The organism is Brevundimonas vesicularis (assembly GCF_044807075.1).
Classification (GTDB): Bacteria; Pseudomonadota; Alphaproteobacteria; order Caulobacterales; family Caulobacteraceae; genus Brevundimonas; species Brevundimonas vesicularis_G.
Window position 1 is genome coordinate 3,040,789 of sequence record NZ_CP085234.1, and the last position, 25,896, is coordinate 3,066,684.

23 protein-coding genes are annotated in these 25,896 nt (G+C 67.1%); 14 read left to right on the forward strand and 9 right to left on the reverse strand.

What is annotated here, in order from left to right; all coding sequences use genetic code 11:
- Nucleotides 1–200: 200 nt before the first annotated feature.
- From fliI to LG306_RS15260, 3 genes are read left to right on the forward strand one after another with little or no spacing between them, the layout of a single operon-like run.
- On the forward strand, nucleotides 201–1,544 hold the full coding sequence (fliI, locus tag LG306_RS15250) for a flagellar protein export ATPase FliI (RefSeq protein ID WP_055753010.1): 1,344 nt from the start codon (nucleotides 201–203) through the stop codon (nucleotides 1,542–1,544).
- An 8-nt stretch (nucleotides 1,545–1,552) separates the two neighbouring features.
- Complete coding sequence (locus LG306_RS15255) at nucleotides 1,553–1,963, forward strand: flagellar export protein FliJ (RefSeq protein ID WP_404416283.1); 411 nt, start codon at nucleotides 1,553–1,555, stop codon at nucleotides 1,961–1,963.
- A 44-nt stretch (nucleotides 1,964–2,007) separates the two neighbouring features.
- Nucleotides 2,008–3,075 (forward strand): endo-1,4-beta-xylanase, encoded by a 1,068-nt coding sequence (locus tag LG306_RS15260; RefSeq protein ID WP_404416286.1) that lies wholly within the window; start codon nucleotides 2,008–2,010, stop codon nucleotides 3,073–3,075.
- 81 nt (nucleotides 3,076–3,156) lie between these two features.
- Here LG306_RS15260 and LG306_RS15265 read toward each other — a convergent pair whose 3' ends face one another.
- The gene (locus LG306_RS15265; RefSeq protein ID WP_055753007.1) at nucleotides 3,157–3,402 is read right to left on the reverse strand and encodes a hypothetical protein; all 246 of its coding nucleotides are present in this window, start codon (nucleotides 3,400–3,402) and stop codon (nucleotides 3,157–3,159) included.
- Nucleotides 3,403–3,495: 93 nt separating this feature from the next.
- On the reverse strand, nucleotides 3,496–3,690 hold the full coding sequence (locus LG306_RS15270; protein ID WP_404416290.1) for a hypothetical protein: 195 nt from the start codon (nucleotides 3,688–3,690) through the stop codon (nucleotides 3,496–3,498).
- A 195-nt stretch (nucleotides 3,691–3,885) separates the two neighbouring features.
- On the opposite strand from LG306_RS15270, the gene LG306_RS15275 reads away from it, so the two are divergent.
- From LG306_RS15275 to LG306_RS15285, 3 genes are all read left to right on the forward strand, one after another.
- Nucleotides 3,886–4,602 (forward strand): response regulator, encoded by a 717-nt coding sequence (locus LG306_RS15275; RefSeq protein ID WP_404416293.1) that lies wholly within the window; start codon nucleotides 3,886–3,888, stop codon nucleotides 4,600–4,602.
- Nucleotides 4,590–5,918 (forward strand): sensor histidine kinase, encoded by a 1,329-nt coding sequence (locus LG306_RS15280; RefSeq protein WP_404416296.1) that lies wholly within the window; start codon nucleotides 4,590–4,592, stop codon nucleotides 5,916–5,918. The genes LG306_RS15275 and LG306_RS15280 overlap by 13 nt, the downstream gene beginning before the upstream one ends.
- 87 nt (nucleotides 5,919–6,005) lie before the next feature.
- Complete coding sequence (locus tag LG306_RS15285) at nucleotides 6,006–7,385, forward strand: serine hydrolase (protein ID WP_404416299.1); 1,380 nt, start codon at nucleotides 6,006–6,008, stop codon at nucleotides 7,383–7,385.
- A 183-nt stretch (nucleotides 7,386–7,568) separates the two neighbouring features.
- On the opposite strand, the gene LG306_RS15290 is transcribed toward LG306_RS15285, so the two are convergent.
- Both LG306_RS15290 and ctrA read right to left on the reverse strand, forming a co-directional pair.
- Nucleotides 7,569–7,952 (reverse strand): hypothetical protein, encoded by a 384-nt coding sequence (locus LG306_RS15290; RefSeq protein WP_404416302.1) that lies wholly within the window; start codon nucleotides 7,950–7,952, stop codon nucleotides 7,569–7,571.
- A gap of 162 nt (nucleotides 7,953–8,114) precedes the next feature.
- Nucleotides 8,115–8,816 (reverse strand): response regulator transcription factor CtrA, encoded by a 702-nt coding sequence (gene ctrA / locus LG306_RS15295; protein WP_017505852.1) that lies wholly within the window; start codon nucleotides 8,814–8,816, stop codon nucleotides 8,115–8,117.
- Nucleotides 8,817–9,288: 472 nt separating this feature from the next.
- Between ctrA and LG306_RS15300 the strand changes: the two genes are divergently transcribed.
- Both LG306_RS15300 and LG306_RS15305 read left to right on the forward strand, forming a co-directional pair.
- Complete coding sequence (locus LG306_RS15300; RefSeq protein ID WP_404416306.1) at nucleotides 9,289–9,645, forward strand: chromosomal replication initiator DnaA; 357 nt, start codon at nucleotides 9,289–9,291, stop codon at nucleotides 9,643–9,645.
- Nucleotides 9,642–10,352 carry a DUF6456 domain-containing protein gene (locus LG306_RS15305; RefSeq protein WP_404416309.1) on the forward strand — a complete coding sequence of 237 codons (711 nt, stop codon included), beginning with the start codon at nucleotides 9,642–9,644 and terminating at the stop codon, nucleotides 10,350–10,352. The genes LG306_RS15300 and LG306_RS15305 overlap by 4 nt, the downstream gene beginning before the upstream one ends.
- A 40-nt stretch (nucleotides 10,353–10,392) precedes the next feature.
- On the opposite strand, the gene LG306_RS15310 is transcribed toward LG306_RS15305, so the two are convergent.
- Nucleotides 10,393–13,131 (reverse strand): hypothetical protein, encoded by a 2,739-nt coding sequence (locus LG306_RS15310; protein WP_404416312.1) that lies wholly within the window; start codon nucleotides 13,129–13,131, stop codon nucleotides 10,393–10,395.
- Between the two features lie 92 nt (nucleotides 13,132–13,223).
- Entirely contained in the window at nucleotides 13,224–13,673 is a 450-nt protein-coding gene (locus LG306_RS15315; protein ID WP_404416315.1) for a SufE family protein, read from the reverse strand.
- 164 nt (nucleotides 13,674–13,837) lie between these two features.
- Between LG306_RS15315 and LG306_RS15320 the strand changes: the two genes are divergently transcribed.
- Both LG306_RS15320 and LG306_RS15325 read left to right on the forward strand, forming a co-directional pair.
- The gene (locus LG306_RS15320; RefSeq protein WP_404416318.1) at nucleotides 13,838–15,532 is read left to right on the forward strand and encodes a sensor histidine kinase; all 1,695 of its coding nucleotides are present in this window, start codon (nucleotides 13,838–13,840) and stop codon (nucleotides 15,530–15,532) included.
- 75 nt (nucleotides 15,533–15,607) lie between these two features.
- The gene (locus tag LG306_RS15325; protein ID WP_404416321.1) at nucleotides 15,608–16,126 is read left to right on the forward strand and encodes a hypothetical protein; all 519 of its coding nucleotides are present in this window, start codon (nucleotides 15,608–15,610) and stop codon (nucleotides 16,124–16,126) included.
- Nucleotides 16,127–16,157: 31 nt separating this feature from the next.
- Here LG306_RS15325 and LG306_RS15330 read toward each other — a convergent pair whose 3' ends face one another.
- Nucleotides 16,158–17,018 carry a hypothetical protein gene (locus tag LG306_RS15330; protein ID WP_404416324.1) on the reverse strand — a complete coding sequence of 287 codons (861 nt, stop codon included), beginning with the start codon at nucleotides 17,016–17,018 and terminating at the stop codon, nucleotides 16,158–16,160.
- Between the two features lie 55 nt (nucleotides 17,019–17,073).
- Here LG306_RS15330 and LG306_RS15335 point away from each other — a divergent pair, with 55 nt between their 5' ends.
- Nucleotides 17,074–17,403, forward strand: coding sequence for a DUF1491 family protein (locus LG306_RS15335; protein WP_404416327.1), 330 nt, complete (start codon nucleotides 17,074–17,076; stop codon nucleotides 17,401–17,403).
- Between the two features lie 84 nt (nucleotides 17,404–17,487).
- Nucleotides 17,488–18,432 (forward strand): DUF3883 domain-containing protein, encoded by a 945-nt coding sequence (locus tag LG306_RS15340; RefSeq protein WP_404416330.1) that lies wholly within the window; start codon nucleotides 17,488–17,490, stop codon nucleotides 18,430–18,432.
- 186 nt (nucleotides 18,433–18,618) lie between these two features.
- On the opposite strand, the gene dinD is transcribed toward LG306_RS15340, so the two are convergent.
- Both dinD and lepA read right to left on the reverse strand, forming a co-directional pair.
- Complete coding sequence (dinD, locus tag LG306_RS15345) at nucleotides 18,619–19,470, reverse strand: DNA damage-inducible protein D (protein ID WP_404416333.1); 852 nt, start codon at nucleotides 19,468–19,470, stop codon at nucleotides 18,619–18,621.
- 72 nt (nucleotides 19,471–19,542) lie between these two features.
- The gene (gene lepA, locus LG306_RS15350; RefSeq protein ID WP_404416336.1) at nucleotides 19,543–21,351 is read right to left on the reverse strand and encodes a translation elongation factor 4; all 1,809 of its coding nucleotides are present in this window, start codon (nucleotides 21,349–21,351) and stop codon (nucleotides 19,543–19,545) included.
- Nucleotides 21,352–21,520: 169 nt separating this feature from the next.
- Here lepA and LG306_RS15355 point away from each other — a divergent pair, with 169 nt between their 5' ends.
- Together LG306_RS15355 and LG306_RS15360 are read left to right on the forward strand one after the other, a co-directional pair.
- On the forward strand, nucleotides 21,521–22,672 hold the full coding sequence (locus LG306_RS15355; protein ID WP_404416339.1) for an efflux RND transporter periplasmic adaptor subunit: 1,152 nt from the start codon (nucleotides 21,521–21,523) through the stop codon (nucleotides 22,670–22,672).
- A gap of 10 nt (nucleotides 22,673–22,682) precedes the next feature.
- A complete protein-coding gene (locus LG306_RS15360; RefSeq protein ID WP_404416342.1) occupies nucleotides 22,683–25,889 on the forward strand; it encodes an efflux RND transporter permease subunit in 3,207 nt (1,068 codons plus the stop codon).
- Nucleotides 25,890–25,896: the final 7 nt, after the last annotated feature.

Sequence of the window (25,896 nt, forward strand, 5' to 3'; positions counted from 1 at the left end):
GCCCCAACCTCTTCGCTATCGGCAGGCCACCGCCCGCCTCGGTTGCAACAGTAGGGCGTCCAATCGTTGAAAAATGGTTTCTCGCCTGAGTTGCAACGCTTACGTACTTTTGCGGATCAGGTTGCCAGGATGCGTCGGCGCTTCATTGGTCATTAACCACGTTGCCGCATCTGTTGAGGCCTGTTCCTGGGGTCTGATTTTTGCGCAATCTCGTCGCCGCCGTCGAAGCGATCGATCCGCTGGTCGTGACCGGCAAGGTCGCGGGCGTGTCGGGCCTGCTGATCGAGTCGCGCGGCGGCCTGTCGCGCCTCGCCGTCGGCGCTCGGGCCGAGATCGGGCGGCGCGGCCACGATCCCCTGCCGGCCGAGGTGGTCGGTTTCCGCGATTCCAAGGCCCTGCTGATGCCCTTCGGCCCGGTCGAGGGCGTGGCCCCCGGCGCCGACATCCGCATCATCGATCAGGCCGCCAGCGTGCGCCCGACGACCGCCTGGCTGGGCCGCATCATCGACGCCTTCGGCCAGCCCATCGACGGCAAGGGGCCGCTGCCCCAAGGCCCCGCCCCCTATCCCTTGCGCGCCCCGCCGCCGCCGGCCCATTCGCGCGGCCGGGTCGGCGAGCGGCTGGACCTGGGCGTGCGGGCCATGGACGTCTTCACCACCACCTGCCGGGGCCAGCGCCTGGGCATCTTCGCCGGCTCGGGCGTGGGCAAGTCGGTGCTGCTGTCCATGCTGGCCAAGGAGGCGACCTGCGACGCCGTCGTCGTCGGCCTGATCGGCGAACGCGGCCGCGAGGTGCGCGAGTTCGTGGAAGAGACCTTGGGCGAAGAGGGGCTGAAACGCGCCGTCGTCGTGGTCGCCACCTCGGACGAACCGGCCCTGAAACGCCGTCAGTCGGCCTATATGACCATGGCCATCGCCGAATATCTGCGCGACCAGGATCTCGAAGTTCTGTGCCTGATGGACAGCGTCACGCGCTTTGCGATGGCCCAGCGTGAGATCGGGCTGGCGGCCGGCGAGCCCCCGACCACCAAGGGTTATACCCCCACCGTCTTCACCGAACTGCCCAAGCTGCTTGAGCGCGCCGGGCCGGGGCCGATCCGGCCCGACGGCACGACGGCGGCGCCCATCACCGCCCTGTTCACCGTGCTGGTGGACGGCGGCGACCATGACGAGCCGATCGCCGACGCCGTGCGCGGTATTCTTGACGGCCACATCGTCATGGATCGCAAGATCGCCGAGCGTGGGCGCTTCCCCGCCATCGACGTGCTGAAGTCCGTCAGCCGCACGATGCCCGCCTGCCAGACCCCGCCCGAGCGCGAGCTGAACAAGCGCGCCCGCCAGTGCCTGAGCGCCTATGCCAATATGGAAGAGCTGATCAAGATCGGCGCCTATCGCACCGGCGCCGACCCCATCGTGGACCGGGCCATCGCGCTGAACCCCGCGCTGGAAGATTTTCTGGGTCAGGACAAGGACGATGCGACGCGTCTTTCCGATTCCTTTACCCGGCTGGAAGCAATCTTGAACCAAGGCATGATCAGGGAGTGATGATTTAGATGACCGCTTGGGCCCAATCCCTGATCCGCATCTCCAACTATGAGGTCGAGACGCTGCAGAAGCGCTTGGCCGAGATCGCCGAACGCCGCGCCGGCGCCGAACTCCGCATCGCCGTTCTGGACGCCGAGGCCGAGGGCGAACGCAACCGCGCCCGCATGGACGCCGAGGCCGGCATGATGCTGGGCGCCTATCTGAACGGCTGGAAATCAAGGAAGGCCGCCGCCGAAGGCGACCTGTCGGTGCTGGACGCCGAGGAAGCCGGCGCCCGCGACGCCCTGACGGGCGCCTTCGAAGAGCTGAAGAAGTTCGAACACGTCGCCGAGATCACGCGCCTGAACCAGTTGATCGCCCTCGCCAAGCGCGAAACCGCCGCCTTCGACGCGCTGGGCCTGCGGAAGCGTGCGGTCTGACGACCCGCAGCCTTTTTACGTCTGCCTTCGTTGGAGGGAAGCGAATGACGCCCACCCGCCGCACTGTCCTCGCCGCCCCTCTTGCGCTTGCCGCCTGCGACCGCTTCGCCGCGGCGGAGCCGTCGCCGCCCAACGTCCCCCCGTTGAAGTCCATCGCCCCGGCTCCTTTCGGCACGGCGATCAAGGCCAGCCAGATCGACGACCCGGACTGGGTCGCCCTGGCCCGCGCCAACGTCTCCCAGCTGACGCCCGAGTGGGAGATGAAGATGGAATACATCCTGGCCGACGGCCTCGACCGGCCCAACTTCGACCGCACCGACCGCATCGCCGCCTTCGCCCAGGCTGAGGGCATGGCGATGCATGGCCACACCCTGATCTGGTATTCGCAGGGCAAGGAGGTCTTCGCCGACCTGTCGGGCGCCGCCTTCGACCGCGCCTTCGATGGCTATATCGCCACGGTCGCCGGCCGTTATCGCGGCAAGGTCCGCAGCTGGGACGTGGTCAACGAGCCGATCCTGGACGACGGTTCGGGGATGCGCGACTGCCACTGGTCAGCGCGATACGGGCAGGACGGCTATATCCTGCGCGCCTTCGAAAAGGCCCGGATGGCGGATCCTGACGCCGTTCTGTTTCTCAACGAATACAATCAGGAAAGCATTCCGGCCAAGGGTGCGCAGTTCCTGAAACTGGTCGAGCGGCTGCTGAAGGCCGGCTGTCCGCTGCAGGGGCTGGGCCTGCAATCCCACCTGTGGATCGACATCCCTGAGGGCGTCATCGCCGCCTATATGCGTGAGATCAGCCAGTTCGGCCTGCCGATCCATGTGTCGGAGCTGGACTGCACCCTGCGCACCGAAAACCGGCTGGACCTCCGCAGCCAGGCCGACCGGATCGCGGCTCAGGGCGCGCGCGTCACCGAACTGGCCTCGGCCTTCGCCGCCCTGCCCAAGGCCCAGCAGTTCGCCTTCACCGTCTGGGGCCTGCGCGACACCGACAGCTGGTATCGCCAGGGCGATAAGGACGATGGCCGCGACAAGCCCCTGCCCTTCGACAGTTCGGGCCGTCCCAATCCGATGGCGGCCGCCATCGCGGCAGGCTTCAAGACCCCCGCCTGACGACAGGCTTGTGAACACGGAAACGCCCGGCCGTCTTGCGACAGCCGGGCGTTCCTGTGCGAACCGGAGGGGGCGGCCGGTTTACTTCTTCTTGGCGGTCACGGTCGCCGGCGCCTGAACCGACGTTTGGGCCTGGGCTTGATGACCCCGGCGGTGCGCACGCGGGGCGCGGGCCGACGGCGCAGGGGTCGTCGCCGAAGCGGTCGCGGCCGGACGGGCGGTCATGGCGGTCGAGGGCGCCGGGGTCGTGCCGGCGAAGGCGGCGCCGCTGGTCAGGGCGACGAAGGCGACGGCGGAAACGGCGGCGGCGGTGCGGAAGGATTTCATGTCGATGTCTTTCGTTTGAAGGTCGAAGTCTCAGGCGTGTCGGGGGGGGCCTGCCGGCCGGGGACGCCGGCAGGACCAGCAAGGCGTCGGGCCTTACTTCTTCTTGGCGGGGGTCACGGCGCGGTGGGTGCGGGCGTGGCTGACCCGATGATGCGCACGGGCCGAGGCGGCGGGGCGGGCGTGGGCGCCCGACGACGGGGCCGAAGGTGTGCCGGCGAAGGCTGCGCCGCTGGTCAGGATCACCAGGGCGGCGGCCCCGAAAGCGGCGGTGGAACGGAAGGACGTCATGGCGGGTCTTTCTGTGGGTTTGGCGTCCGGCCTCGTGTCGGACAACTGCTGTTTCGGACCCGCGTCCGGCCGGTTCGGGGCCGGTCGGTGTCGCCGCGTATCGTCGGCGAAGAGAATTGTGTCCGACTGTATCCGCCGCGCTTTAGCCATGAGACAGGACGACAGATCGCACGTCTTCCCGCTCGCCGAACGCCAATGTCCCAGACCTCCGCCGCCCCCGTCCTTATGGTCGTCGACGACGACCGCGAGATCCGAAACCTGTTGTCCGACCATCTGGAACAGCACGGGTTTCGCACGGTGAAGGCCGCCGACGGCCGGGCGATGAAGGCGGCGCTAGAGGCCGGCCCGGTCGATCTGGTGGTGCTGGACCTGAACCTGCCGGACGAGGACGGCCTGTCGCTGTGTCGCGGCATCCGCGCGGCGTCCAAGACTCCCGTCATCATCCTGACGGCGCGCGGCGATCCCATCGACCGGATCGTGGGGCTGGAGATGGGCGCGGACGACTATATGGCCAAGCCGTTCGAGCCGCGCGAGCTGGTGGCCCGCATCCGCACTGTCCTGCGCCGCACTGGCGGCGAGGCGACGACGAACGAAGGGCGACACGCCGACTTCTCCGGCTGGTCGCTGGACATCGCCGCGCGGGCGCTGACGGCGCAGGACGGACGGCTGGCCCCGCTGTCGGGCGCCGACTTCGACCTGCTGCACGCCCTGGTCAGGAACGGCGGCAAGCCCCTGTCGCGCGAGCGGATCCGCGCCCTGTCCACCGTCGCCGACGCCGACGACCGCGCCATCGACCTGAGGGTCAGCCGCCTGCGCCAGAAGCTGGGCGACGACGCTAAGGCCCCGGCCCTGATCCGCACGGTGCGCAGCCTGGGCTATATGCTGGCGGGGCCTGTGACATGGCGCGCGTGATAAGGGCGCGCGTAAGAACCCGCCACGGCCGCGCCGAGGCCGAGACCACGCGGCTGTTCCTGCTGCTGCTGGCCGGCGCCCTGCTGGCGGCGGGCGTGACCTTCGCCGCCCTGGGCCTGAACCATCGCCATCGCCTGTCCCAGGCCCATGAGTTCACCACCGCCGAACGGATCGTGGACCTGGCCGGCTCCAGCGACGATCCCGCCGCCGGCCTGACCGACGGCCTGCCGGACGCGGCCGGTCAGCGGCTGGGCGCGCCCGATCCGTCGCTGACCCATGCGGTCGCCGAGGCGCTGAAGCGGCGGGGCGTGGACGGGGTCTCGGTCAAGGCGTTCGAGGCCTCGGCCGGGGCGTGCGGCGCGGCGGCCGATCGTCTGCGGTGCCGCATCCTGGTGCTGCGGCCGGTCAATGGCGCGCCCGTCCCGGTGGCGATCAGCCTGCCGCCCGCCCCGCGTCCGTGGACGCTCAGCCGCGAGGCCGCCGCCCTGCTGTTTGCGGGTCTGGCCGCCGTGCTGTTGACCGGCTGGATGGCGTCGCGGCTGGCGGCCGGTCCGCTGAACCGCCTGTCCCAGGGCGCCGTCGCCCTCAGTCACGATCTGGATCGCCCGCCGCTGGTCGAGGAGGGCGCGCGCGAAGTCCGCGAGGCCGCCGCCGCCCTGAACGCCATGCAGACCCGGCTGAAGGCCCTGATCGAGGATCGCACCCGCGTGCTGGCCGCCGTCGCCCACGACCTGCAGACGCCCCTGACCCGGATGCGGCTGCGCGTCGAAAAGATCGAGGACGAGACCCTGCGCGCCCAGTTCATCAGCGACCTGGCCGGCATGCAGCATCTGGTCCGGGAAGGCCTGGACCTGGCCCGCATCGAGACTACGGTCGAGGCCGTGACCCCCGTCGATCTGGACGCGCTTCTATCCGCCATCTGTGAGGACGCCGCCGAGGCGGGCCAGCCGGTCGTCTTCACCGAGGGCTGCAACGCCGTCGTGCCGACCCGGCCCCAGGCCCTGCGCCGCTGCCTGACCAATCTGATCGACAACGCCGTCCGCCATGGCGGCGACGCGGCCGTCAGCGGCGTGCGCGACGACCATGCGGTGCGCCTGATCGTGCGCGACCACGGCCCCGGCGTGGCGCCCGATCAGTTGGAGACACTGTTCGAGCCCTTCTACCGCCTCGATCCGTCCCGCTCGCGCGACAGCGGCGGCTCCGGCCTGGGCCTGACCATCGCGCGCCGCATGGCCGAACGCGCCGGCGCCCATCTGACGCTCGCCAACGCCGACGGCGGCGGGCTGGAGGCGACCTTGACCTTTCCGCAGCCCTGACAAAAAGGTCGCGGCGCCTGCATCCGTTCGCCGCTCTCGCCGCCTCTCGTAGAATGCGTTAGCGTGACGCGTTCAGGAGACCGCCCCTTGCCTCATTCGTTCTTCGCCGGCCGCCGTCCGGCTATCCTGCTGCTGGCCGCCAGCGCCCTGGCCCTCACGCTCAGCCCGCTGGCCAGCCGCCCGGCCGCCGCCCAGGACGCGGCGCGCATGGATCAGGTGATCCGCGCCTCCAGCGACACCGACGCCTTTTCCGGCGCCGTCCTGATCGCCCGCGACGGCCGCATCCTTCTGGATCAGGGCTACGGCCTGGCCAATCGCGAGTGGAACATCCCCAACGACGGGGATGTGAAGTTCCGCCTGGGCTCCCTGTCGAAACAATTCACCGCCGTCGCGGTCATGCTGCTGAACCAGCAGGGCAAGCTGGATCTGGATGCGCCGATCAAGACCTGGCTGCCCGACGCCCCGGCCGCCTGGGACGCGATCACCCCGCGCCACCTGCTCAGCCACACGGCCGGCGTGCCCAACTTCACCGCCTTTTCCGACTTCGAGGCCCAGAACACCCGGCCCGCGACGCTGCCGCAGCTGATCGCCCGCTTCCGCGACCGGCCGCTGGACTTCGCGCCCGGATCACGGTTCGCCTATTCCAACTCGGGCTATGTGCTGCTCAGCGCCATCATCGAGGCGGCCAGCGGCCAGACCTACGCAGACTTCGTCACCGCCAATCTGTTCCAGCCGCTAGGCATGGGCGACAGCGGCTATGACCGCCACGACGTGATCCTGCCCCGCCGCGCCTCAGGCTATGCGCCGGGCGCCGACGGCGTCGTCAACGCCGACTATGTGGACATGACCATCCCGACCGGGGCCGGCGCCCTGTATTCGACCACCCACGACCTGCTGAAGTGGGAACAGGGCCTGTTCGGCGGCCGGCTGCTGAACGCCCAGTCGATGACCGCCCTGACCACGCCGGTCCGCAACGGCTACGCCATGGGGCTGATGGTGTCCGAGGCCGACGGCAAGCGTCTGGTCTGGCACAACGGCGCCATCGAGGGCTTCAACACCTATATGGCCTATGACCCGGGCGACCGGACCGCCGTCATCGTCCTGGGCAATCTGAACGGCGAAGCGCCCGACAAGCTGGGCGCGGCCCTGGTCACCCTGGCGCGCGGCGGCGCCGTCACCCTGCCCAGCGAACGCCGCGCCGTCGCCCTCTCGCCCGAGGTGCTGAAGGCTTACGAGGGCGTCTATAATCTGGCCCCGACCTTCGCCCTGACGATCTCGGTCGTGGACGGTAAGCTGATGGCCCAGGCCACCGGCCAGCCGGCCTTCGCACTGACGGCGGAAGCTGAAGATGCCTTCTACCTGACCGCCGTCGACGCCCAGATCACCTTCACCCGCAACGCCGACGGCGCCGTCGAGGGTCTGGTCCTGCACCAGGGCGGCAGGGACATGCCGGCGAAGCGGCAGTGACCGGTCTTGAAATCTCGCGATTTCAAGGCTAGGTTGAAGGCCTGATCTGATGAGGTGAGAACTCCCTCCTCACGCACTCCGTCTCACGACGGCGTAAAGTAGGCGAGAGCCGAAAGAGATGCGGGACCTTGGGACCCCGCCGTCCGATTGGAAAGAGGCCCCGTCACCGGCGGGGCCTTTTGCTTAAGTGGGCAGCCAGTATCCTTTGGCCACACGCCCCTCCAGATCGTGTTGCGACACGCGATAGGTGCTGGCGACCACATAGCGCCCCTGTGCATCCGGCTTCAGCTTGATCGCCACCAGCAGGATCGCCTTGGCGACGGCGATACGTCGAACCATGACGAAGCCCTCTCGGTCTTTCGGCCCCTGCCCCACCCAATCGGGCGCCTGGAGAATTTGACCGATATGTCGAATGCAGAGCGCATAGTCAGCAGGATGTCGATCTTCCGCATGTTCCTGAGCGGATGATGAAAAGTGGACAAGACCGGGGCGCAGCGTCCAGCCCATCGCGTCGTTTACGACGCCGACAGCCAATGGACCGCAATCGATCGGCTTGTGATTCGCCATCGCCTCTCTCGGAGATCGAGATCATCCGACTATGGCCCCGATATATATTTCAGGTTGTGGCTCGCGTTGCACCGCGCGTTAATCGCGCGTCAATCTGAGCGAAGAAACGCAAAACGCCCGCCGTCACCGGCGGGCGTTTCGAGCTCGTGGATCGAAGGTCGATCAGGCGGCGACGGTGACGACGCCCTCGGCCGGGTCGCGCAGGACATAGCCGCGGCCCCAGACGGTTTCGATATAGTGTTTGCCGTCGGCGGCGGTGGCCAGCTTCTTGCGCAGCTTGCAGATGAAGACGTCGATGATCTTCAGCTCGGGCTCGTCCATGCCGCCGTACAGGTGGTTCAGGAACATTTCCTTGGTCAGGGTCGTGCCCTTGCGGAGCGAGAGCAGCTCCAGCATCTGGTATTCCTTGCCCGTCAGGTGGACGCGGTGACCGTTCACCTCGACCGTCTTTGCGTCCAGGTTCACGGCGATCTCGCCGGTGTGGATGATCGCCTGGGCGTGACCCTTGGAGCGACGGACCACGGCGTGGGTGCGCGCGATCAGTTCGTCCTTGTGGAAGGGCTTGGTCATATAGTCGTCGGCGCCGCCGCCGAAGGTCTTGACCTTGGTTTCGATCTCGTGGCTGCCCGACAGGATCATGACCGGGGTGTTGACCTTGCCGACGCGCAGCTGGCGCAGGACTTCCAGGCCGCTCATGTCCGGCAGGTTCAGGTCAAGAAGAATGAGGTCGTAGTCATAGATCTTGCCCAGATCGATGCCTTCCTCGCCCAGGTCCGTCGTATAGACGTTGAAGCCCTCCGACTTCAGCATCAGTTCGATGCTTTGGGCGGTTGCGTGATCGTCTTCAATCAACAGGACGCGCATACGTGCCCCTCCAGGCAAAAGCTTTGCGGTAACCACCCTGACACACGGCCGGGTAACCTTGTTCGCAGATTAAGACGTGAAAACCTTAAGAAGGGTTAACGCCATCCAATTGAGGCGAATCTAGGCTGATTTGCGAATCGGCGTCGAGAGGCTGGAGTCAACGATTCGAAATTTATTAACCATGTTTGCCGCCAGGCGGCTCTGTCGCCTCCCCTTGTGCGGAGTGCGTGAACAGTGCCGGTGAGCAAGGGGTGAGCGAAGATGCAGGCGCGGCCGGCTCACTCCTCGCTCACTGACACCTCTCGCTCACCACTCAACACTCGCCACTCAGCAAGCACGATGCTCCACCTGCAACCCCAAGGCGGTTAAGCCGCCACGACCGATTTTGGCGCATAGTAGGACGATATTCCTATCGCGACGTCGCGGCCGCCTATGATGCCGGCGTCGAGAGTTCGTGAGAGGGAGACGTTTCGTGCTGGAGGACTACAGGGTGCCGGTCACCGAGGAGGATCAGGTCAAGGCCGGGCTGGCCATTCATCTGATCGCAGCGCGCACCGGCGCCCATCCGTCGCAGATGACCGGCCGGGGCCGGATGAACCCGCGCGCGGCCCGCCCGCGCTGGCTGGCCATGTATCTGTCGCACGTCGCCTATGGCTGGACGTTGGAGCGGGTGGGACACGTCTTCGGCGTCAATCGCGCCAGCGTCGGCGCCGCCTGCCGCTGGGTCGAGGACGAGCGCGAACGGCGCAGCATCGACGACCTGATGAATGACCTCGAAGGCTGCATCCACGGCCTGTATCAGTCGCCCCGCCTGGAGCTGCCGCAATGAGCCGGCTTCTGGAACGCGCGCGCGACCTGATGGCCAAGCCCGGCGCCTGGCTGTCGGCCGAGGGCGGGGCCTATGCCCTGCGCCTGTCGCCGGATCGCCGCAGCCGCATCAGCCTGACCCTGACCGAGACCGAGTTTCGCGCCCTGATCGATCAGCCCGGCCTGCGCGTGCGGCCTGGCGGCGGCTGGTCGGGACGCGCCCAGCCGGACCCGACGCCGTCCCCCGCCCCCGGTCGTCCCGGCTTCGTGGCGGGCCAGCGCGACCTGATGCAGCCGGACGGCCGCATGGTCCGCGCGCGGGCCAATCTGGGCGAAAGCCCAATCGCCTGGCTGGCGCGACGCAAGGATGCGTCCGGCCGCCCCTGGCTGACCCCGGCCGAGACCGCCGCCGGCGAACGGCTGCGGCGAGAGGCGGAACAGGCGACGAAGGGCGCGTCGGTCACCATGCACTGGGACGCCCTGCCGACCTCCGGCTCGGGAACCGCCGCGCGGATGGAGCCGACCGACCGCGCCCTGTCGGCCGCCCGCCGCGTCGAACAGGCGCTGACCGCCGTCGGCCCGCGCCTTCGCCCCATCCTGACCCGCATCTGCATCCACGGCGACAGCCTGCAGCTGGCCGAAACGGGCCTGGGCCTACGCCGCCGCCAGGGCAAGACCGTGCTGAAACAGGCGCTGCAGGCGCTGGCGGATCACTATGGGATGGGGTGACTTCATGCGAAGTCCACTACCGCTTCGATTAGCGAACCGGCTATTCTCGTTCGCTCTGCTCGAGATCAAGGTCCTCGGATTGGCGCTCTTGCGTTTGGCGTTGAATATAGGCCGCAGGATCAAGTTCTGCTGCCGTTCGTCCGCCAAGCGCCTTCAGCGCCGCGATCAGATAATCTTCTCGATAAGTCATCGCCCGGTCCAGCGGTGTTTCACCGTCAATATTAAGCTCATTCACATCCACCCCGCCTTCGCGGACCAGAACATCAACGCTACGAGGGTTCATGCATCGGGACGAGAGGGTGTGCAGGGCGGTGTCGTGCGTGAAGTCACTGGGCGGGTAGGTGGTCGGCAATCCCGCTTTTAAAAGGATGCGACCTGTCGATGGCTTGCACGGCTGACCCATTCCCGCCCAAGCAAACCAAATCTCTCCAGGCTGTTTGGCCGAGCGCAGATCCAAGCCGTTAGCCAGCAGGACTTCCAATACATCGTTGTAGCCGCTGTACGTTGCGCTTTTGAAAGACGCTTCAAGCGCTTGTGGGCCTTCTCGACGCGCCGCCTCGGCTGCGACGATCCGGACCGCCTCGAGGTTGGCGCTTCCATTGTTGTTGGGCAGGCGCTCGGTGTCCTCGTTGCGAGACCCGAAAGCGATCGTGTCCAGCCCGGGAGGTGGATTGCCCAAGTTTCCCAAGGTTCCGATCGCCTGGACCAAACCGCCGGCGCCTGCGTCCGCAAGAAGCCGGACGCGCTCGCGGTCGCCGCGTCGCGCCGCCATGGCCACCGCACTTTCCCCCATCCAAGGCTGCTTGAAGTCGAAACCGCGGGCAAGAACCTGTTCGAGCATCGAAACCGATCCGTGCTGCACGACAAACCCCAGCAACGACGGCTTGTTTCGTTCTCGCAAGTCCGAGACATCGGCTATCAAGTTCTGGAAGGCTGCCTCATCGCCCGCAGTGACGGCCGCTTCGATCGCCTGTTTGCGCTGGGTCGCCTCGGCGATGCAGAGGTCAAGCACCGAGACATCACCCCGCCCTATCGCCACGCTGCAAGTCTCGAGCCTCGCTGGTGAGAGGAGATTGAGGTCGCCCCCCTTCTGGCGAAGTAAGTTCAGCGGTCCGGCTTGACGCGCTCTTGCGGCGACGCGCCAGAGTTCCGCCTCCGTTGGCGATCGCGCGGCCTCCGCGCCTTTGGCGGCCACGAACTGCATGAGCACATCCCGATCCCCAAACGCGTCGAGAGCCTCCAGGGTGGGCGCCGTACGGTAGCCATCACCCGCATAAGCCACCAAGCGTTCGGTCGTCGTCTTATCGCCCGACCGAACAGCCGCCAAGAAGGCCTGATCCAGTTCGAAGGCGCCCTGAGCCAGCAAGTCCTTGCCTTCTGGACCGGCCGCCAGCTTATCCAAGAGGTCGAACTGCTGCTTGAGGATCAAAAGGCCCGCCCAGCTACAGCCGCCGTTGCCCTCGGGCGGACCTTCAAAAAGGCTGCGCCTTTCGCACGTTCCGGTCGACCTTTGCAGTTCGGCGCCGCGTGACAACATCAGCCGAACAAGGTCGAACTGGTCTGCATTGAGCGCAAAAGCCAACGGACCGGGCTCATTTTGATCGAAGATGTTAGGATCGGCCCCGGCCTCCAGAAGCGCGGCGGCCATGGCCTGATCGCGGTTTCGCGTCGCCCACCCCAGAGCCGTGACGCCAAATACGTCCTTGGCATTGATCTGGGCTTCCGAAGGGACCTCCGACAAACGGGCCGGATCCATCGTTCGAGCCGCTTCGGAAAAGCTGGTGACTGGCCCTGTAAACCGCTGAGCGCGTCGCCCGCCCGTCAGTCCGCAAATGTCCTTGAAGGGGAAGGCGGGCTGTTGGATCAGCGTGCGATTATAGATCGCGATAAAGGACGACGCTGCGGCTGTGTGCTGGGGATCGCCCGGTCTGATGACGTCCTGATTGACGTGCCACTTGCCGACCAAGTCGCGCGTCCACGCACGGCAGTCGACGCCCGTCGTGTCCCAACCTTGCGGCATGGGGCCGATGTGGTTTGTCGCCCCCAATCGGAAATCGCCGCGCCTTGCGGCCTCGATGGCTTCGCGACGAGGATCGCGGCCGTTGAGGCGTTGGATCTTGGCCGACAGAACATGGCACCGCACGTACTCGGTCTCGCAATCCGGCAAAGGCCAGGGACGCCAGGGCCTCTCCCAGGTCCATAGCGCAGCGATGAGTTGATAGCGTTCTGATCCTCCGCAGACCTCAGCGCGTCTTGCTGCCTCTGCTTCCACGCGTTCGTAAGCCCCTTCGTCGTCCCATGAAGTCGGATCGAAGGTCACCGCGTCCGAACTGGCTTCCAGCGTTTGAATGCAGGCGTCCAGTCTTTCAGCGAGAAATGGAGGGAACCCCGCCGCCCCCTGAACGACGAGAGGGACGACCCTTCCAGGCTGGCCGTTGATGCCTGGAATATATTGAGTGAGAGCCGTCCCCGGACGCCGCGAAAGAGCCTGGCTTCTTAGAAGACTTGCCTGTGCCGAATCCTGAGGCTGTCCCCGGAGTCCGTGGGCAAGGATGATCGATTGCGCGAACTGGGCCTGGGCGTCCCCACGCGCCGCAGCCGCATCGATCGTCTCAGGCGCCGCTGTCAGGGCCAGAAGAAGCGGGTCGGCGGCCGATGCTGCTATCGGGGCGCCCGGCGCCGCAGTTGCGCATCCGCCCAGGACAACGAATGACGCCGCAAGGGCGGCCAGCGTTTCAAGAGCAGGCCGCCCTGAGCTCTTCCTCGCGTCCAAAAACATTGCGATCCCCCATTGCAAGACTTGACAGGATATCGGCTCTTTTCTGGCGGACAAAGACCCTGACGTGCAGAGCTTTCACCCAGCTCCACGTTTCAGCCGGCGCCCACGTCCGCCGCCAGCGCCGCCTCGCGGATGCGGCCAACCATGCTGTTCAGGCCGTTGGCGCGCTGGCGGGTCAGGGCCGAGGGCAGACCTAGCCGATCCAGCGCCGCGCGGGCGTCGAAGGCGACGATCTCCGCCGCCGTGCGGCCGGAATAGAGTTTCAGCAGCAGAGCGATATTGCCCTTGGACAGGGCGCTGTCGCTGTCGGCGGCGAACCACAGCCGCCCCTCGTCCTGCGTCGTCGCCAGCCAGACCTGGGCGGCGCAGCCCGGCACCTTGTTGGCCTCGATGCGGTCGGCCTCGTCCAGCGGAGCCAGCCCCTTGCCCAGTTCGATGACATATTCGATCCGCTGCTCCCAATCGCCCAGCAGGTCGAAATCCTCGGCCAGTTCGGCCAGGGTCTGGTCCAGGGTGTCGGTCGGCGGCGTACGGTCGGTCATGCGCCGCCAGATAGGCCGCGCGGCCGTTAACGACAACCGGCCGTTTTGTCCCCCGATATTCATGGTGAACGCCGCAATGGGGTTCGCCTCAGGGGGGAGCGGCCTCGCACCGACTCAGCCGCAGCCCTAGTCTGGGCGCAGACGAAACCCATGGCCCGCCCTTCTTGAAACCCGACGCCCACGCCAGATACGAGGACGACCCGACGCACGACGCGGCGTTGGGCGCCCCGCTGGTCGCCTTATGGCATGCGATCTGGGCGGTGGCGGTGGCCCTGACGGCGCTGGCGGCCCAGATGATGGACGGGCTGAAGGACGCGCCGCTGGCCGCCCTGCTGCTGATGGCCTTCCCCGGCGTGTTCGGCGTCGTGCTGATGGTGCGCGACAGCGTGGGGCTGAGGCTGGCCGTCATGGGCGGGTGGATTTTGGCCGCCACCGCTTCGGCCGGCCTGACCGGCGGCGTGACCGGCGCCCTGCCCGGGCTGATCCTGACGCCGCTGGCGGCGGGCATCGCCCTCGATCATGCCCTGATCGGAGCTGACCGCCTGACCCGGATGGGCGCCTTCGCCGTGGCCCTGCCGCTGCTGGCGGGGCTGATCTCGACCTGGCTGAACGGGGCGGAGGCGCAAGGCCCCTTGCTGGCCGCCGTCTCGGGCCTGCTGGCCATGGGCGCGATCATCGCCGCCATGCGCCTGACCTGGAGCGCGCGCCAGCGTCGTCTGGCCGAAGCCGAGGACGAGGCCGCCCGGATCGCCGCCCTGCTGGAGGATCAGCCGGCCCTGACCCTACTGCTCGATCCGTCCGGCCGTGCGGTCGCGACCTGGGGCACGCCGCCGCCCGCCCTGTCGGTGCTGGCCCTGACCGAGCAGGGCCTGATCTCGGCCGTCCATGCGCCGGATCGACCGGCCGTTTCCGCGGCCCTGGCCCGCGCCCTGTCGGGGCAGTCGGTCGAGGTCCAGTTCACCCCGCGCATCGCCCTGGACCGCCGGGTCGTCATGATCCTGGGCCCATTCCAGCATGAGACGGACCGCCCGCGCCTGATCGCCCAGGCGTTCGACGGCACGGCCCAGTTCGCCCGCGAGCTCGGACTGGAGACCGCCCGCGTCGAGGCCGAGGCGCAGTCGGCCGGCAAGACCCGCTTCCTGGCCAATATGAGCCACGAGCTGCGCACCCCCCTGAACGCCGTGATCGGCTTTGCGGACATCATGCGCCAGAAGCTGTTCGGCCCCCTGCCCGACCGCTACGCCGGATACGCCGACGCCATCCATCAGGCGGGCGGCCATCTGCTGGATCTAATCAACGACGTCCTGGATCTGTCCAAGATCGAGGCCGAACGCTACCAGCTGGCGATGGAGACGTTCGACGCCCGCGACGCCGTGTCCGCCGCCGTCGCCCTGGTCCGGCTGCAGGCCGACGACAAGGGGATCGAGCTGGCCGCCGTCCTGCCGTCCGAGCCGATCAAGGTCCGCGCCGACGCCCGCGCCCTTAAGCAGATGGCGCTGAACCTGCTGTCCAATGCGGTCAAGTTCACCCCGGCGGGCGGATCCGTCACCATCACCCTCGACGCCGACGGGCCGGACCTGGATCTGGCCGTCTCCGACACCGGCGTCGGCATCGCGCCGCAGGACCTGCAACGCCTGGGCCGCCCCTTCGAACAGGCCGGCGGCGCCGATCAGAAGGCGCAAGGCACCGGCCTGGGCCTGTCCCTGGTCCGCAGCCTGACCGAACTGCACGGCGGCCGCATGACCATCGACAGCACCCTGGGCGAAGGCGCGGCGGTGATGATCCGGCTGCCGGTGATGGTGGCGGGCGAAGCGAGCGAGACGGCTGTCGACGCGACGCCGGTCACTGTCGAGGCTTGATATGATCGGCGAGGTGGGCGGCGAACGGGGGGAAGTGCTCATTGACCTGCTCCATTATCCGTCAGATCATGGAACATGGTTCGAATTTCGCCCCTGCTCGCGCTGCTGTGCATCGGTTGCGTGGCTGACCAGCCCGAAAGCTTACAGACAGTCGCCGCCTTCGAAGTCCCGCTGCCAACAGCGACCGACAAGTCCGACTTTCTGGCGTTAATGCGTCAGGAAGCCATAGCGCAGGGCTATCACCTTGATGCGGCATCCGACGACCAACTGCGAGCCTTGTCGCGTGTGTCCCCGTTGTCCCTTAACGCCTCGATCTGGAGAGGAAACGACGAGGAAAACATGGTCTCGGCAATGGACGGAGCCGACCATGTCGGACGCATTTGGATCACCTTTTCCAAGGGCGAGAACCCAGAGCAGTCCGCAAAGTTACAGAAATCTCTGATATCGAAGATAACGCAGCGGTGGCCTGATACGACTGCGCTACCAATCATGCCTAGCGGAGCCATACCATTGGCTAGAGACCTGGTTCGGACGCCGCTTGGCTACGAAGTGAGGGCTTCGGAAGCATCAAAATATCAGGCTGAACGTCAATGACGATCGACCGCGACGGGAGATAACCGCGCCCCTAAACCTGCCCCATCGCCAGGAAGGCGCGGCCCGCCGCGAAGTCGCCGGCTTCGAAGGTGGAGCGGGCGATGCTGCCGTCGCGGAACAGGAACTCGACTGTGAAGACCTCGCGCGGGTCAAGGGCCGACAGGGCGTCGGCGGCGGCGGCGGGGAACAGCCAGGCCTGACCGGCCGGACGGCCTTCGGGCAGCAGCATCGTATCGGCGCTGGTCACCCCGGCGGCCCAGAAGGCGCGGCGTTGCGCGGCTGGCGGCAGGTCGTGCGACAGCCACGGACGCGGCGCCACCGTGTGGTCGCGCATCACCACCCGCACGCCGGTCGGTCGCGAGCGCCCCTGCCAGGACACCACGGCGGCCAGTTGATCGGGCCGGTCCATGCCGCCCACCACGCCGAACCGCACGGGCGAGGCGCCGATCACGGTCGCCTGCATCAGCCGCCAGGTCGGGCGCGCATAGGCCGCGCGATCCGCGCTCCACTTTCGGCGATCGCCGGGAAACTCCATCCGCGTCGTGCGCGACCAGCCGGAAAAGGCGGTCTGGACCCGGCCCTGAACCGTCTTCAGGTCGGTGGAGCCGCACGGCGTCGTGTTCGCGCGCGCCCGCGCCCGCTGGGCCGTCTCGGCCAGCTGCCGGTCGTTGGATCCGGCGCGCAGGGCCGCGCCCCGCGCCTGCCAGGCCGCAGCTGTCAGGGCGGCGGTCAGCTGCGGCTCGAACAGGCCGCAGCGGTCGTTGGCGGCCAGCACGAAGCTGCGCTCATAGAAGCGGTCCTGCGGCGCGGCGAAGGCTGCGACGGGCGTCGCGGCGATCAGCACGGCCGACAGGAAACCTCTGGCTTGCCGGGGGGAAAGGCCTATCCTCATGCCCAGACCCTAGCGCGCCAGGGTTGGGGTTCCGTGTTCGAGCAGGGTTAGCGAATTGCTTCTTTCCAGCGACCTGTGGGTCAGCGCCCTGATCCGCCGCGCCCAGATCGAGGGCGCCTATGCGACCGTGGTCAAGAGGGGCGACGCCCGCGCCGGCTCGGTCATCGTCAAGGCCTACGACACCACCACCCGCACCGCCCGCCTGTTCACCGAAGCCTTCGGAACCGACGGCGACCGCCTGTGGATCCAGCCCGTCACCTCCGACAGCGAAAGCGAGCTGGACGCCTATATCGCTCGCCAGCGGGGGTATGACCCGGACCTGTGGGTGGTCGAGATCGAGGACCGCCAAGGCCGGCACTTCATCACGGAGACGGTGCAGGGTTAGATGCGCCGTTCATCGTTCCAAGAAGCGAACTTGAGCCCTAGCATTCCCGGTGAACCCGTCTAGCTTCGACCCCGGGGAGAGCCTGTGGCCGACGCAAGCAAGACCGGAACGGATTGGAAGGACGACGAGCTCGACGCCATCGTCGCTGACTATTTCGCCATGCTTGCCCTCGACGCGGCGGGCGAGCCGTTCGTCAAAGCGCATCGCGCTCGTGCACTGATGGAGCGAACCGGCCGAAGTCACCGCTCGGTCGAATTCAAACACATGAACATTTCGGCCGTCGCAGCCGAGCTGGGCTTGCCCCATGTGCGCGGTTACCGCCCCATGGCCAACTACCAAGCCGCCATCTTCGACGCCATCGACCGCCACCTAGACGCCCATCCCGAAATCCTAAATGACAATGCTTTTTCTTTCCTCCCCGTTGTGCAGACATGGGGCGGTGGATCGGCGCTCTTTCGCGCCGAGACGGAGGGAACGACTGGGTCTGAGCGAGGCGTCGCCGAATCCGCGTCAAGGTTTGACGACGCAGGTGCAAGCCATCTGCCCCTCACCCTCACCGAAAGCCCTCCCCCCGGCCCGGCCCGCACCCCGCGCCCGGAAGGGCTCGCCCGCCTCGTCCGCAAGTACGACCCAGCAGCCCGCGATCACCGGAACCGGTCCCTCGGCTTGCTGGGCGAAGAGCGCGTCTTCCATCACGAGCGCGCGCGTCTCATCGCGCACGACCGCCCCGACCTCGCGCGCCGCATCGAATGGACCAGCCAAGAACGCGGCGACGGCGCCGGCTACGACATCAAGAGTTTCGACCCGAGCGGCGCCGAGCGCCTGATCGAGGTCAAGGCCACCCGGGGCGGCCCCACGACGCCATTTTACCTAACCCGCACCGAGCGCGAGGTTTCACAGGAACGCCCTGACCACTGGCGGCTCTACCGCCTCCACGACCTTTCAGCCGCGGCGGCGCTCTTCGCCCTGCCGCCGCCGCTGGAAACGTCAGTCACGTTAGAGGCCGAGGCTTGGAAAGCCCACTTCTGACCGGTCAAGGTTCGAATCGGATCAGGTCATACTTCTCCGCGAACCACGCCACGAACGCCGCTGGGTCTTCTCCGTCCCGCCAAGCCCGCGTCAGTTGATCTTCGTCGATCCCGGCGTCGGTCACAGACATTCGCCAGTCGCTTAGCAACAACCGATCCACGGTCTGAACCCAGTTCGTGTGGTCCATCACTCGACCTCGCTCGATGGCCCCTTTAGCGCCTTGGCCTTGGCCCGTTCCAACTGACCGATGCTCGTTTCCGGCGTCGGCAGACGCTCCGGCATCACACCGCCCAATTCCGAGATGGTCTGGCGCACCTTCTTGCCGACGGCGTGGTGGATGTCGTTGGCCTGCGCCTTGGTGCTCGCCCCGTCTCGCCTCAGCTTGTCCTCGGCCTGAGTGGCGCGGAACAGGTTCGCGGCAAGTTCCGTCGAACCCATGTGATCCAGTATCTTTTGGCTCTTCTTCAGGCCCTTCAGCGCATGGATGTCGCGCATGGTCCGGCCGCCATAAAGGCCGCGATAGCCGTGGTCCTGAAACACCGCATAATCCAGTCCGGTCTCAACCCCCGCCTGCCTCGCGGCGGAGGCCAGCGCGGTATTGTGTTGCGCCATCTCGCGCCTCAGCATCAATCGCTTGTCGTCCTCCGACAGGCCGCCAAACGCTGGGTCGTCCGCGATCTCCTGACGCCGCGTCTGGACGGCGAAATAGGTCTGCCCCGCCGCGATCACAGGCTTGGACGGGTCACCGTTCTGGACGATCAGGTAACAGGCGTAACGAGACAACCGCACATCGGCGACCTCGCGTTGCGCGCCAGAGCCCAGATCGACCATTTTGGTGACGTCACCGAAATGGTCCGCCGGATCGAGCCCCGCCGCAGCCGCCGATACACGCGCCTTCTCAATCACGGACAGGAAGTTGCGGTAATCCTGATAGCCGAGAACGGGGGCAAGCTGCCTCGCCAGCCAATACTCAACCCCTTCGTCCTCATGGCGAATGGACTCGAACGACTGGCGATGCGGAGGAGCGATGTCGGTCATCTGGTGACTATCACGCCAGCAGAACAAAAAGGCAACTCTGTTATCCTTTTGCCAGCGCTCCTCGGTCAGCTCTCAATCCTCGTCCATCTTCAGGGCGGCGATGAAGGCTTCCTGCGGGATTTCGACCTTGCCGAACTGGCGCATGCGCTTCTTGCCGGCCTTCTGCTTCTCCAGAAGCTTCTTCTTGCGGGTGGCGTCGCCGCCGTAGCATTTCGAGGTCACGTCCTTGCGGAGCGCCCGGACGGTCTCGCGGGCGATGATCTTGCCGCCGATGGCCGCCTGGATCGGGATCTGGAACAGGTGGGGCGGGATCAGTTCCTTCATCTTCTCGACCATGCCCCGGCCGCGCGTCTCGGCGCGGGCGCGGTGGACCAGCATGGACAGGGCGTCGACCGGCTCGGCGTTGACCAGGATGGACATCTTCACCAGGTCGCCGACCTTGTATTCGGTGATCTCGTAGTCGAACGAGGCATAGCCCTTCGAGATCGACTTCAGCCGGTCGTAGAAGTCGAACACCACCTCGTTCAGCGGCAGCTCATAGACCACCATGGCGCGGTTGCCGACGTAGGACAGTTCGATCTGCTGGCCGCGACGGTCCTGACACAGCTTGATGACGCCGCCCAGGTATTCGTCGGGCGTCAGGATGGTGGCCTTGATCCAGGGTTCGGCGATGGTCTCGATCTGCATCACGTCGGGCAGGTCGGCCGGGTTGTGCAGGTCGATTTCGGAGCCGTCGCGCAGGCCGATCTTGTAGACGACGGACGGCGCCGTGGCGATCAGGTCGAGGTTGAACTCGCGGCTCAGGCGCTCCTGGATGATCTCAAGGTGCAGCAAGCCCAGGAAGCCGCACCGGAAGCCGAAGCCCAGCGCCGCCGAGCTTTCCATCTCATAGGTGAAGGAGGCGTCGTTCAGGCGCAGCTTGCCGATCGCGGCGCGCAGGTCCTCGAAGTCTGCGGCGTCCACCGGGAACAGACCGCAGAAGACGACCGACTGGACTTCCTTGAACCCCTTCAGCGGCTCGGCGGTCGGCTTCTTCTCATCGGTGATGGTGTCGCCGACGGCGGCGTGGGCCACTTCCTTGATCTGGGCGGTGATGAAGCCGACCTCGCCGGGGCCGAGCTGATCCACGGGCGTGTTCTTGGGCAGGAAGACGCCGACCCGGTCGATCAGGTGGGTCGAGCCGTTGCGCATCATCTTGACCCGCATGCCGGTCTTCAGCACGCCGTCGAAGACGCGGACCAGGACGACGACGCCCAAATAGGGGTCGTACCAGGCGTCGACCAGCATGGCCTTCAGCGGGGCGTTGGCATCCCCCTTAGGAGAGGGCAGCTTGGTGACGATGGCCTCCAGCACCTCCTCGATGCCGATGCCGGACTTGGCGCTGGCCAGGACCGCTTCGGAGGCGTCGATGCCGATCACGTCCTCGATCTGGGCGCGCACGCGGTCCGGCTCGGCAGCCGGCAGATCGACCTTGTTCAGGACCGGGACGATCTCGTGGTTGTTGTCGATGGCCTGATAGACATTGGCCAGGGTCTGGGCCTCGACCCCTTGCGAGGCGTCCACGACCAGCAGCGAGCCTTCGCAGGCGGCCAGGGAGCGGCTGACCTCATAGGCGAAGTCCACGTGGCCCGGCGTGTCCATCAGGTTCAGGATGTACTCCTCGCCGTCCCTGGCCTTGTAGGTCAGGCGCACGGTCTGGGCCTTGATGGTGATGCCCCGTTCCTTCTCGATCTCCATATTGTCGAGCACCTGCTCGGACATCTCGCGCGCGGTCAGGCCGCCGGTGTGCTGGATCAGGCGGTCGGACAGGGTCGACTTGCCATGGTCGATGTGCGCGACCACGCTGAAGTTGCGAATGTTCGAGATCGGGGGAGTCGTCATCCGCGCGCCCCTATCACGCGCGGGCGCCGGGGACCAGACGCGGCACGATCCGCCGCCCGTGCGGGCGCGTATTACAGCTTGGCAATGATGGCGTTTGTCTTTGAGCGCGGCCCTTGGACGCTATAAGGGAAACAGCCATCGCCTGATCGCTCTTCAAGGACGTTTTTCCGTGCTCCAGACGACCCGACCCACACTTCTGGCCGGTGCGGCCGTTCTGGCCGTCCTGCTGCTGGCCGGCTGCGGCGGCGGAGACGACAAGAAGGCCGACGGCAAGGAGGCGGCCGGCGCGCGCCAGACCGTGACCGCCGCGACCGTGACCCAGATCAACCTGGCCCGCACGGTCAGCGCCTCGGGCTCTGTCTCCGCCTGGGAAGAGGTGCCGGTGGCGGCCGAGACCGGCGGCCTGACCGCCGTCGCCGTCTATGTGGACGAAGGCTCCTACGTGCGTCAGGGCCAGCCGCTGGTGCAGATGAACGACGTCCTGCTGCGCGCCCAGCTGCGGCAGCAGCAGGCCCAGGTGCAGCTGGCCGAGGCCAATGTGGCCCGAGACAACGCCGCGCTTGATCGCGCGCAGCAGCTGAAGGAACGCGGCTTCCTCAGCCAGGCGTCGCTGGACACAGCCCTGGCCAACCAGCGCAGCTCGAACGCCAATCTGGCCGCCGCCCGCGCGGCCCTGAGCCAGACCCAAACGCAGCTGTCGCAGGCGACCATCCGCGCGCCCGTCGGCGGAATGATCATCAGCCGCAGCGTCACCAAGGGCCAGATCATCGCCGCCGGGACTGAACTGTTCCGCATGGTGCGCGACGGCCGGCTGGAACTGGACGCCCAGGTGCCGGAAACCGAACTGTCGCTGGTGCGCGCCGGTCAGTCGGCGATCGTGACCTCCAGCGAGGCCGGCCAGACCACCGGCTCGGTCCGCATCGTCACGCCCGAGGTCAATGCGCAGACCCGCCTGGGCCTGGCCCGCATCTCCCTGGCGCCCGGCGCCCAACTGCGGCCCGGCATGTTCGCCCGCGCCGAGATCGCCGTCGGCGATCAGCCCGCCCTGGTCGTGCCGTCCTCGGCCGTCGTCTATCGCGAGGCCAAGGCCGGCGTCTATGTCGTGGGTCAGGGCGATGTCGTCCGCTTCGTCCCGGTCACAACCGGGGTTCGCAGCGGCGACCGCGTCGCGGTCACGGGAGTCCAGGCCGGTCAGCGCGTCGTGGTTCAGGGCGCAGGCTTCCTGGGCGAAGGCGACCATGTGACGGTGGCCCCGGCGACCGCGGCGCCCCAGCCGGCGACGCCGGCCGCCACTGCCCCCGCCGCTGCAGCCGCGCGCTAGGATCGGATCGATGGGCTTTCAGAACATCTCGTCCTGGTCGATCAGGAACCCGATCCCCATCGTCCTGCTGTTCGTCGTCCTGACGATCGCGGGGACAATGAGCTATTTCAAGCTCAGGACTAACAACTTCCCCGACGTGGACCTGCCGGTCGTCGCCGTGACGGTGGTCCAGGCCGGCGCGGCCCCGACCGAGATGGAGACGCAGGTCACCCGCCTGGTCGAGGATGCGGTGGCGGGCCTGGGGTCGGTCAAGCACATCACCTCGGTCGTCAACGAGGGGGTGTCGACCACCTCGATCGAATTCCAGCTGGGCGTGAACCTGGAAAAGGTCACCAACGACGTGCGCAACGCCGTCAGCGGCATCCGCCAGAACCTGCCCGCCGACGTGCAGGAACCGATCGTCCAGCGCATCGAGTTCACCGCCATCCCCTTCGCCAACTTCGTGGTGCGGGCGCCAGGCATGAGCCCCGAGGAGCTGAGCTGGTTCGTCGACAACACCGTGGCCAAACGTCTGCTGTCGGTGCGCGGCGTCAGCCAAATCAGCCGTGACGGCGGCGTCAGCCGTGAAATCCGCATAAAGCTGGACCCCGCGCGGCTCGCCGCCTCGGGCGTGACGGCGGCCCAGGTGTCGAACCAGCTGCGCGCCTCCAACATCAACCTGCCGGGCGGTCGCGGCGAGATCGCGGGCGAGGAGCAGGCCATCCGCACCGTCGGTTCGGCCCAGTCGGTCGAACAGCTGCGCGAAACCCTGATCCCCATCGGCAGCCGCAGCGTGCGGCTGGGCGACCTGGGCCAGATCACCGACGAATGGTCCGAGCCGCGCGGCCGCGCCCGCTTCAACGGTCAGGAAGTCGTCGGCTTCGGCGTCTCGCGCGCCATCGGCTCGTCCGAGGTGGACGTCTATGACCGCGTCAAGGCCGAGATCGAGAAGCTGGACCAGGAGCGCGGCGACGTCGCCATCGAGGAGGTAGCCAACACCACCGAGGACGTCGTCAACAACTTCCACGCCTCGGTCGAGACCCTGGTGCTGGGCGCGCTTCTGGCGATTGCGGTCGTCTTCATCTTCCTGCGGGACTGGCGCGCGACCCTGATCGCGGCGGTGGCCATGCCGCTGTCGCTGATCCCGACCTTCTGGGTGATGGACCTGACGAACCAGTCGCTGAACGTCGTGACGCTGCTGGCCCTGTCGCTGACCATCGGCATCCTGGTCGACGACGCCATCGTGGAGATCGAGAACATCGTCCGCCACATCCGCGACGGCAAGGCCCCCTACCCCGCCGCCATCGAGGCGGCCGACGAAATCGGCCTGGCGGTCATGGCGACGACGGCGACCCTGATCGCGGTGTTCGCCCCCACCGGCTTCATGCCCGGCGTCGTCGGCCAGTTCTTCAAGAGCTTCGCCATCGCCACCTGCGTCAGCGTTCTGTTCTCGCTGCTCGTGGCGCGAACCCTGACGCCGCTGATGGGCGCCTATCTGCTGAAGCGCGACCAGGGCAAGGAGCATAAGGACCCGTTCTGGATGGGGCCCTATCTGAAGGCCCTGAACTGGGCGCTGGGCGACGACTGGCGCAAGCGTCGGGCCGAGCACCATCCGCACGCCGGCTGGTTCCGCCGCAAGGTCGCGGACCGGATGTTCGATCACCGGCTGTGGGTGCTGGGGATGGGGATCCTGTTCTTCTTCGTGTCGATCTTCCTGGCGACAAAGCTGCCGGGCGAGTTCATTCCGGTCGAGGACATCTCGCGCTCCACCGTGACGGTGCAGTTGCCGCCGGGCGCGACCCTGGCCGAGACGGATTCGGCCGTGCAACGCATCAACCGCGAACTGATGAAACGGCCCGAGGTCGCGTCGGTCTATTCTTCCGTCGGTTCGGCGACGACCAGCTTCGGCCCCGGCGGCGGCGGATCGGCCGGCGAGGTGCGCAGCGCTAACCTGACCGTCAATCTGGTCGGGCGCTGGGATCGCAAGCTGAACCAGCAGGAGTTCGAGCGCGACATGGGACCGGTGCTGCGCCAGATTCCCGGCGCGCGGATCCAGTTCGGCGCCGCGGGCGGCGGCGGCGGGTCCAGCCTTCTGACCATCGCCCTGGTCGGCGACGACCCCAATGTGCTTGAGCCCGCGGCCGCCAAGGTCGAGCGCGAGATGCGCAGCATTCCGGGCCTGTCCAATGTGGTGTCCTCGGCCTCGCTCGTGCGGCCGGAAATCCTGGTCACGCCGCGCGCCGACATCGCCGCCTTGCAAGGGGTGTCGACCCAGGACATCAGCCAGGTGGCGCGCGTCGCCACCCTGGGCGACGCCGATCAACTGTTGCCCAAATTCAATCTAGGCGACCGCCAGGTGCCGATCCGGGTCATGCTGACGGAACAGGCGCGTTCGGACCTGGGCGTGCTGGAGAACCTTCAGGTGCCGACGGCGTCGGGCGCGACTGTGCCCCTGTCGGCGGTGGCGGATATCACCTTCGGCGCAGGCCCCAACCAGATCAATCGTCTGGACCGGCTGCGGGTCGCCAACATCACCGCCGAACTGACCGGCCTGACCCTGAGCCAGGGAACGCAGGCGGTGAACGATCTGCCGGCGATCAAGTCCCTGCCGCAGGGGGTCAGCCAGAAGCCGTCGGGCGACGCCGAAAGCTTCCAGGAGCTGGGCATGGGCTTCGCCTTCGCCATCATCACCGGCATTCTGCTGATGTATGTCGTGCTGGTCCTGCTGTTCAAAAGCTTCTTCCACCCGATCACCATCCTGGCGGCGCTTCCGGTGTCGTTCGGCGGCGCCTTCTTCCTGCTGCTGGTGACGGGCAAGTCGCTGTCCATGCCGGCCCTGATCGGCATCATCATGCTGACCGGGATCGCGGCGAAGAACTCCATCCTGCTGGTCGACTACGCCATCATGGCGATCGACAAGGGGATGAACCGCCACGACGCCCTGATGGACGCCGCCCACAAGCGGGCGCGGCCGATCATCATGACGACCATGGCGATGGGGCTGGGGATGCTGCCCATCGCGGCGGCGTTCGGCGAAGGCACCGCCTTCCGCTCGCCCATGGCCATCGCAGTCATCGGGGGGCTGATCACCTCGACCGCCCTGTCGCTGCTGTTCGTGCCGGTGGTGTTCAGCCTGATCGACGGGGTCAAGCGCCGCCTGGAAGGCCGAATGGACAAGATGTTCCACGGCCAGCACGGGCACGAAGAGCCGGTCGCGACGGAGGATCGCCCGGCCTGATCCGCCC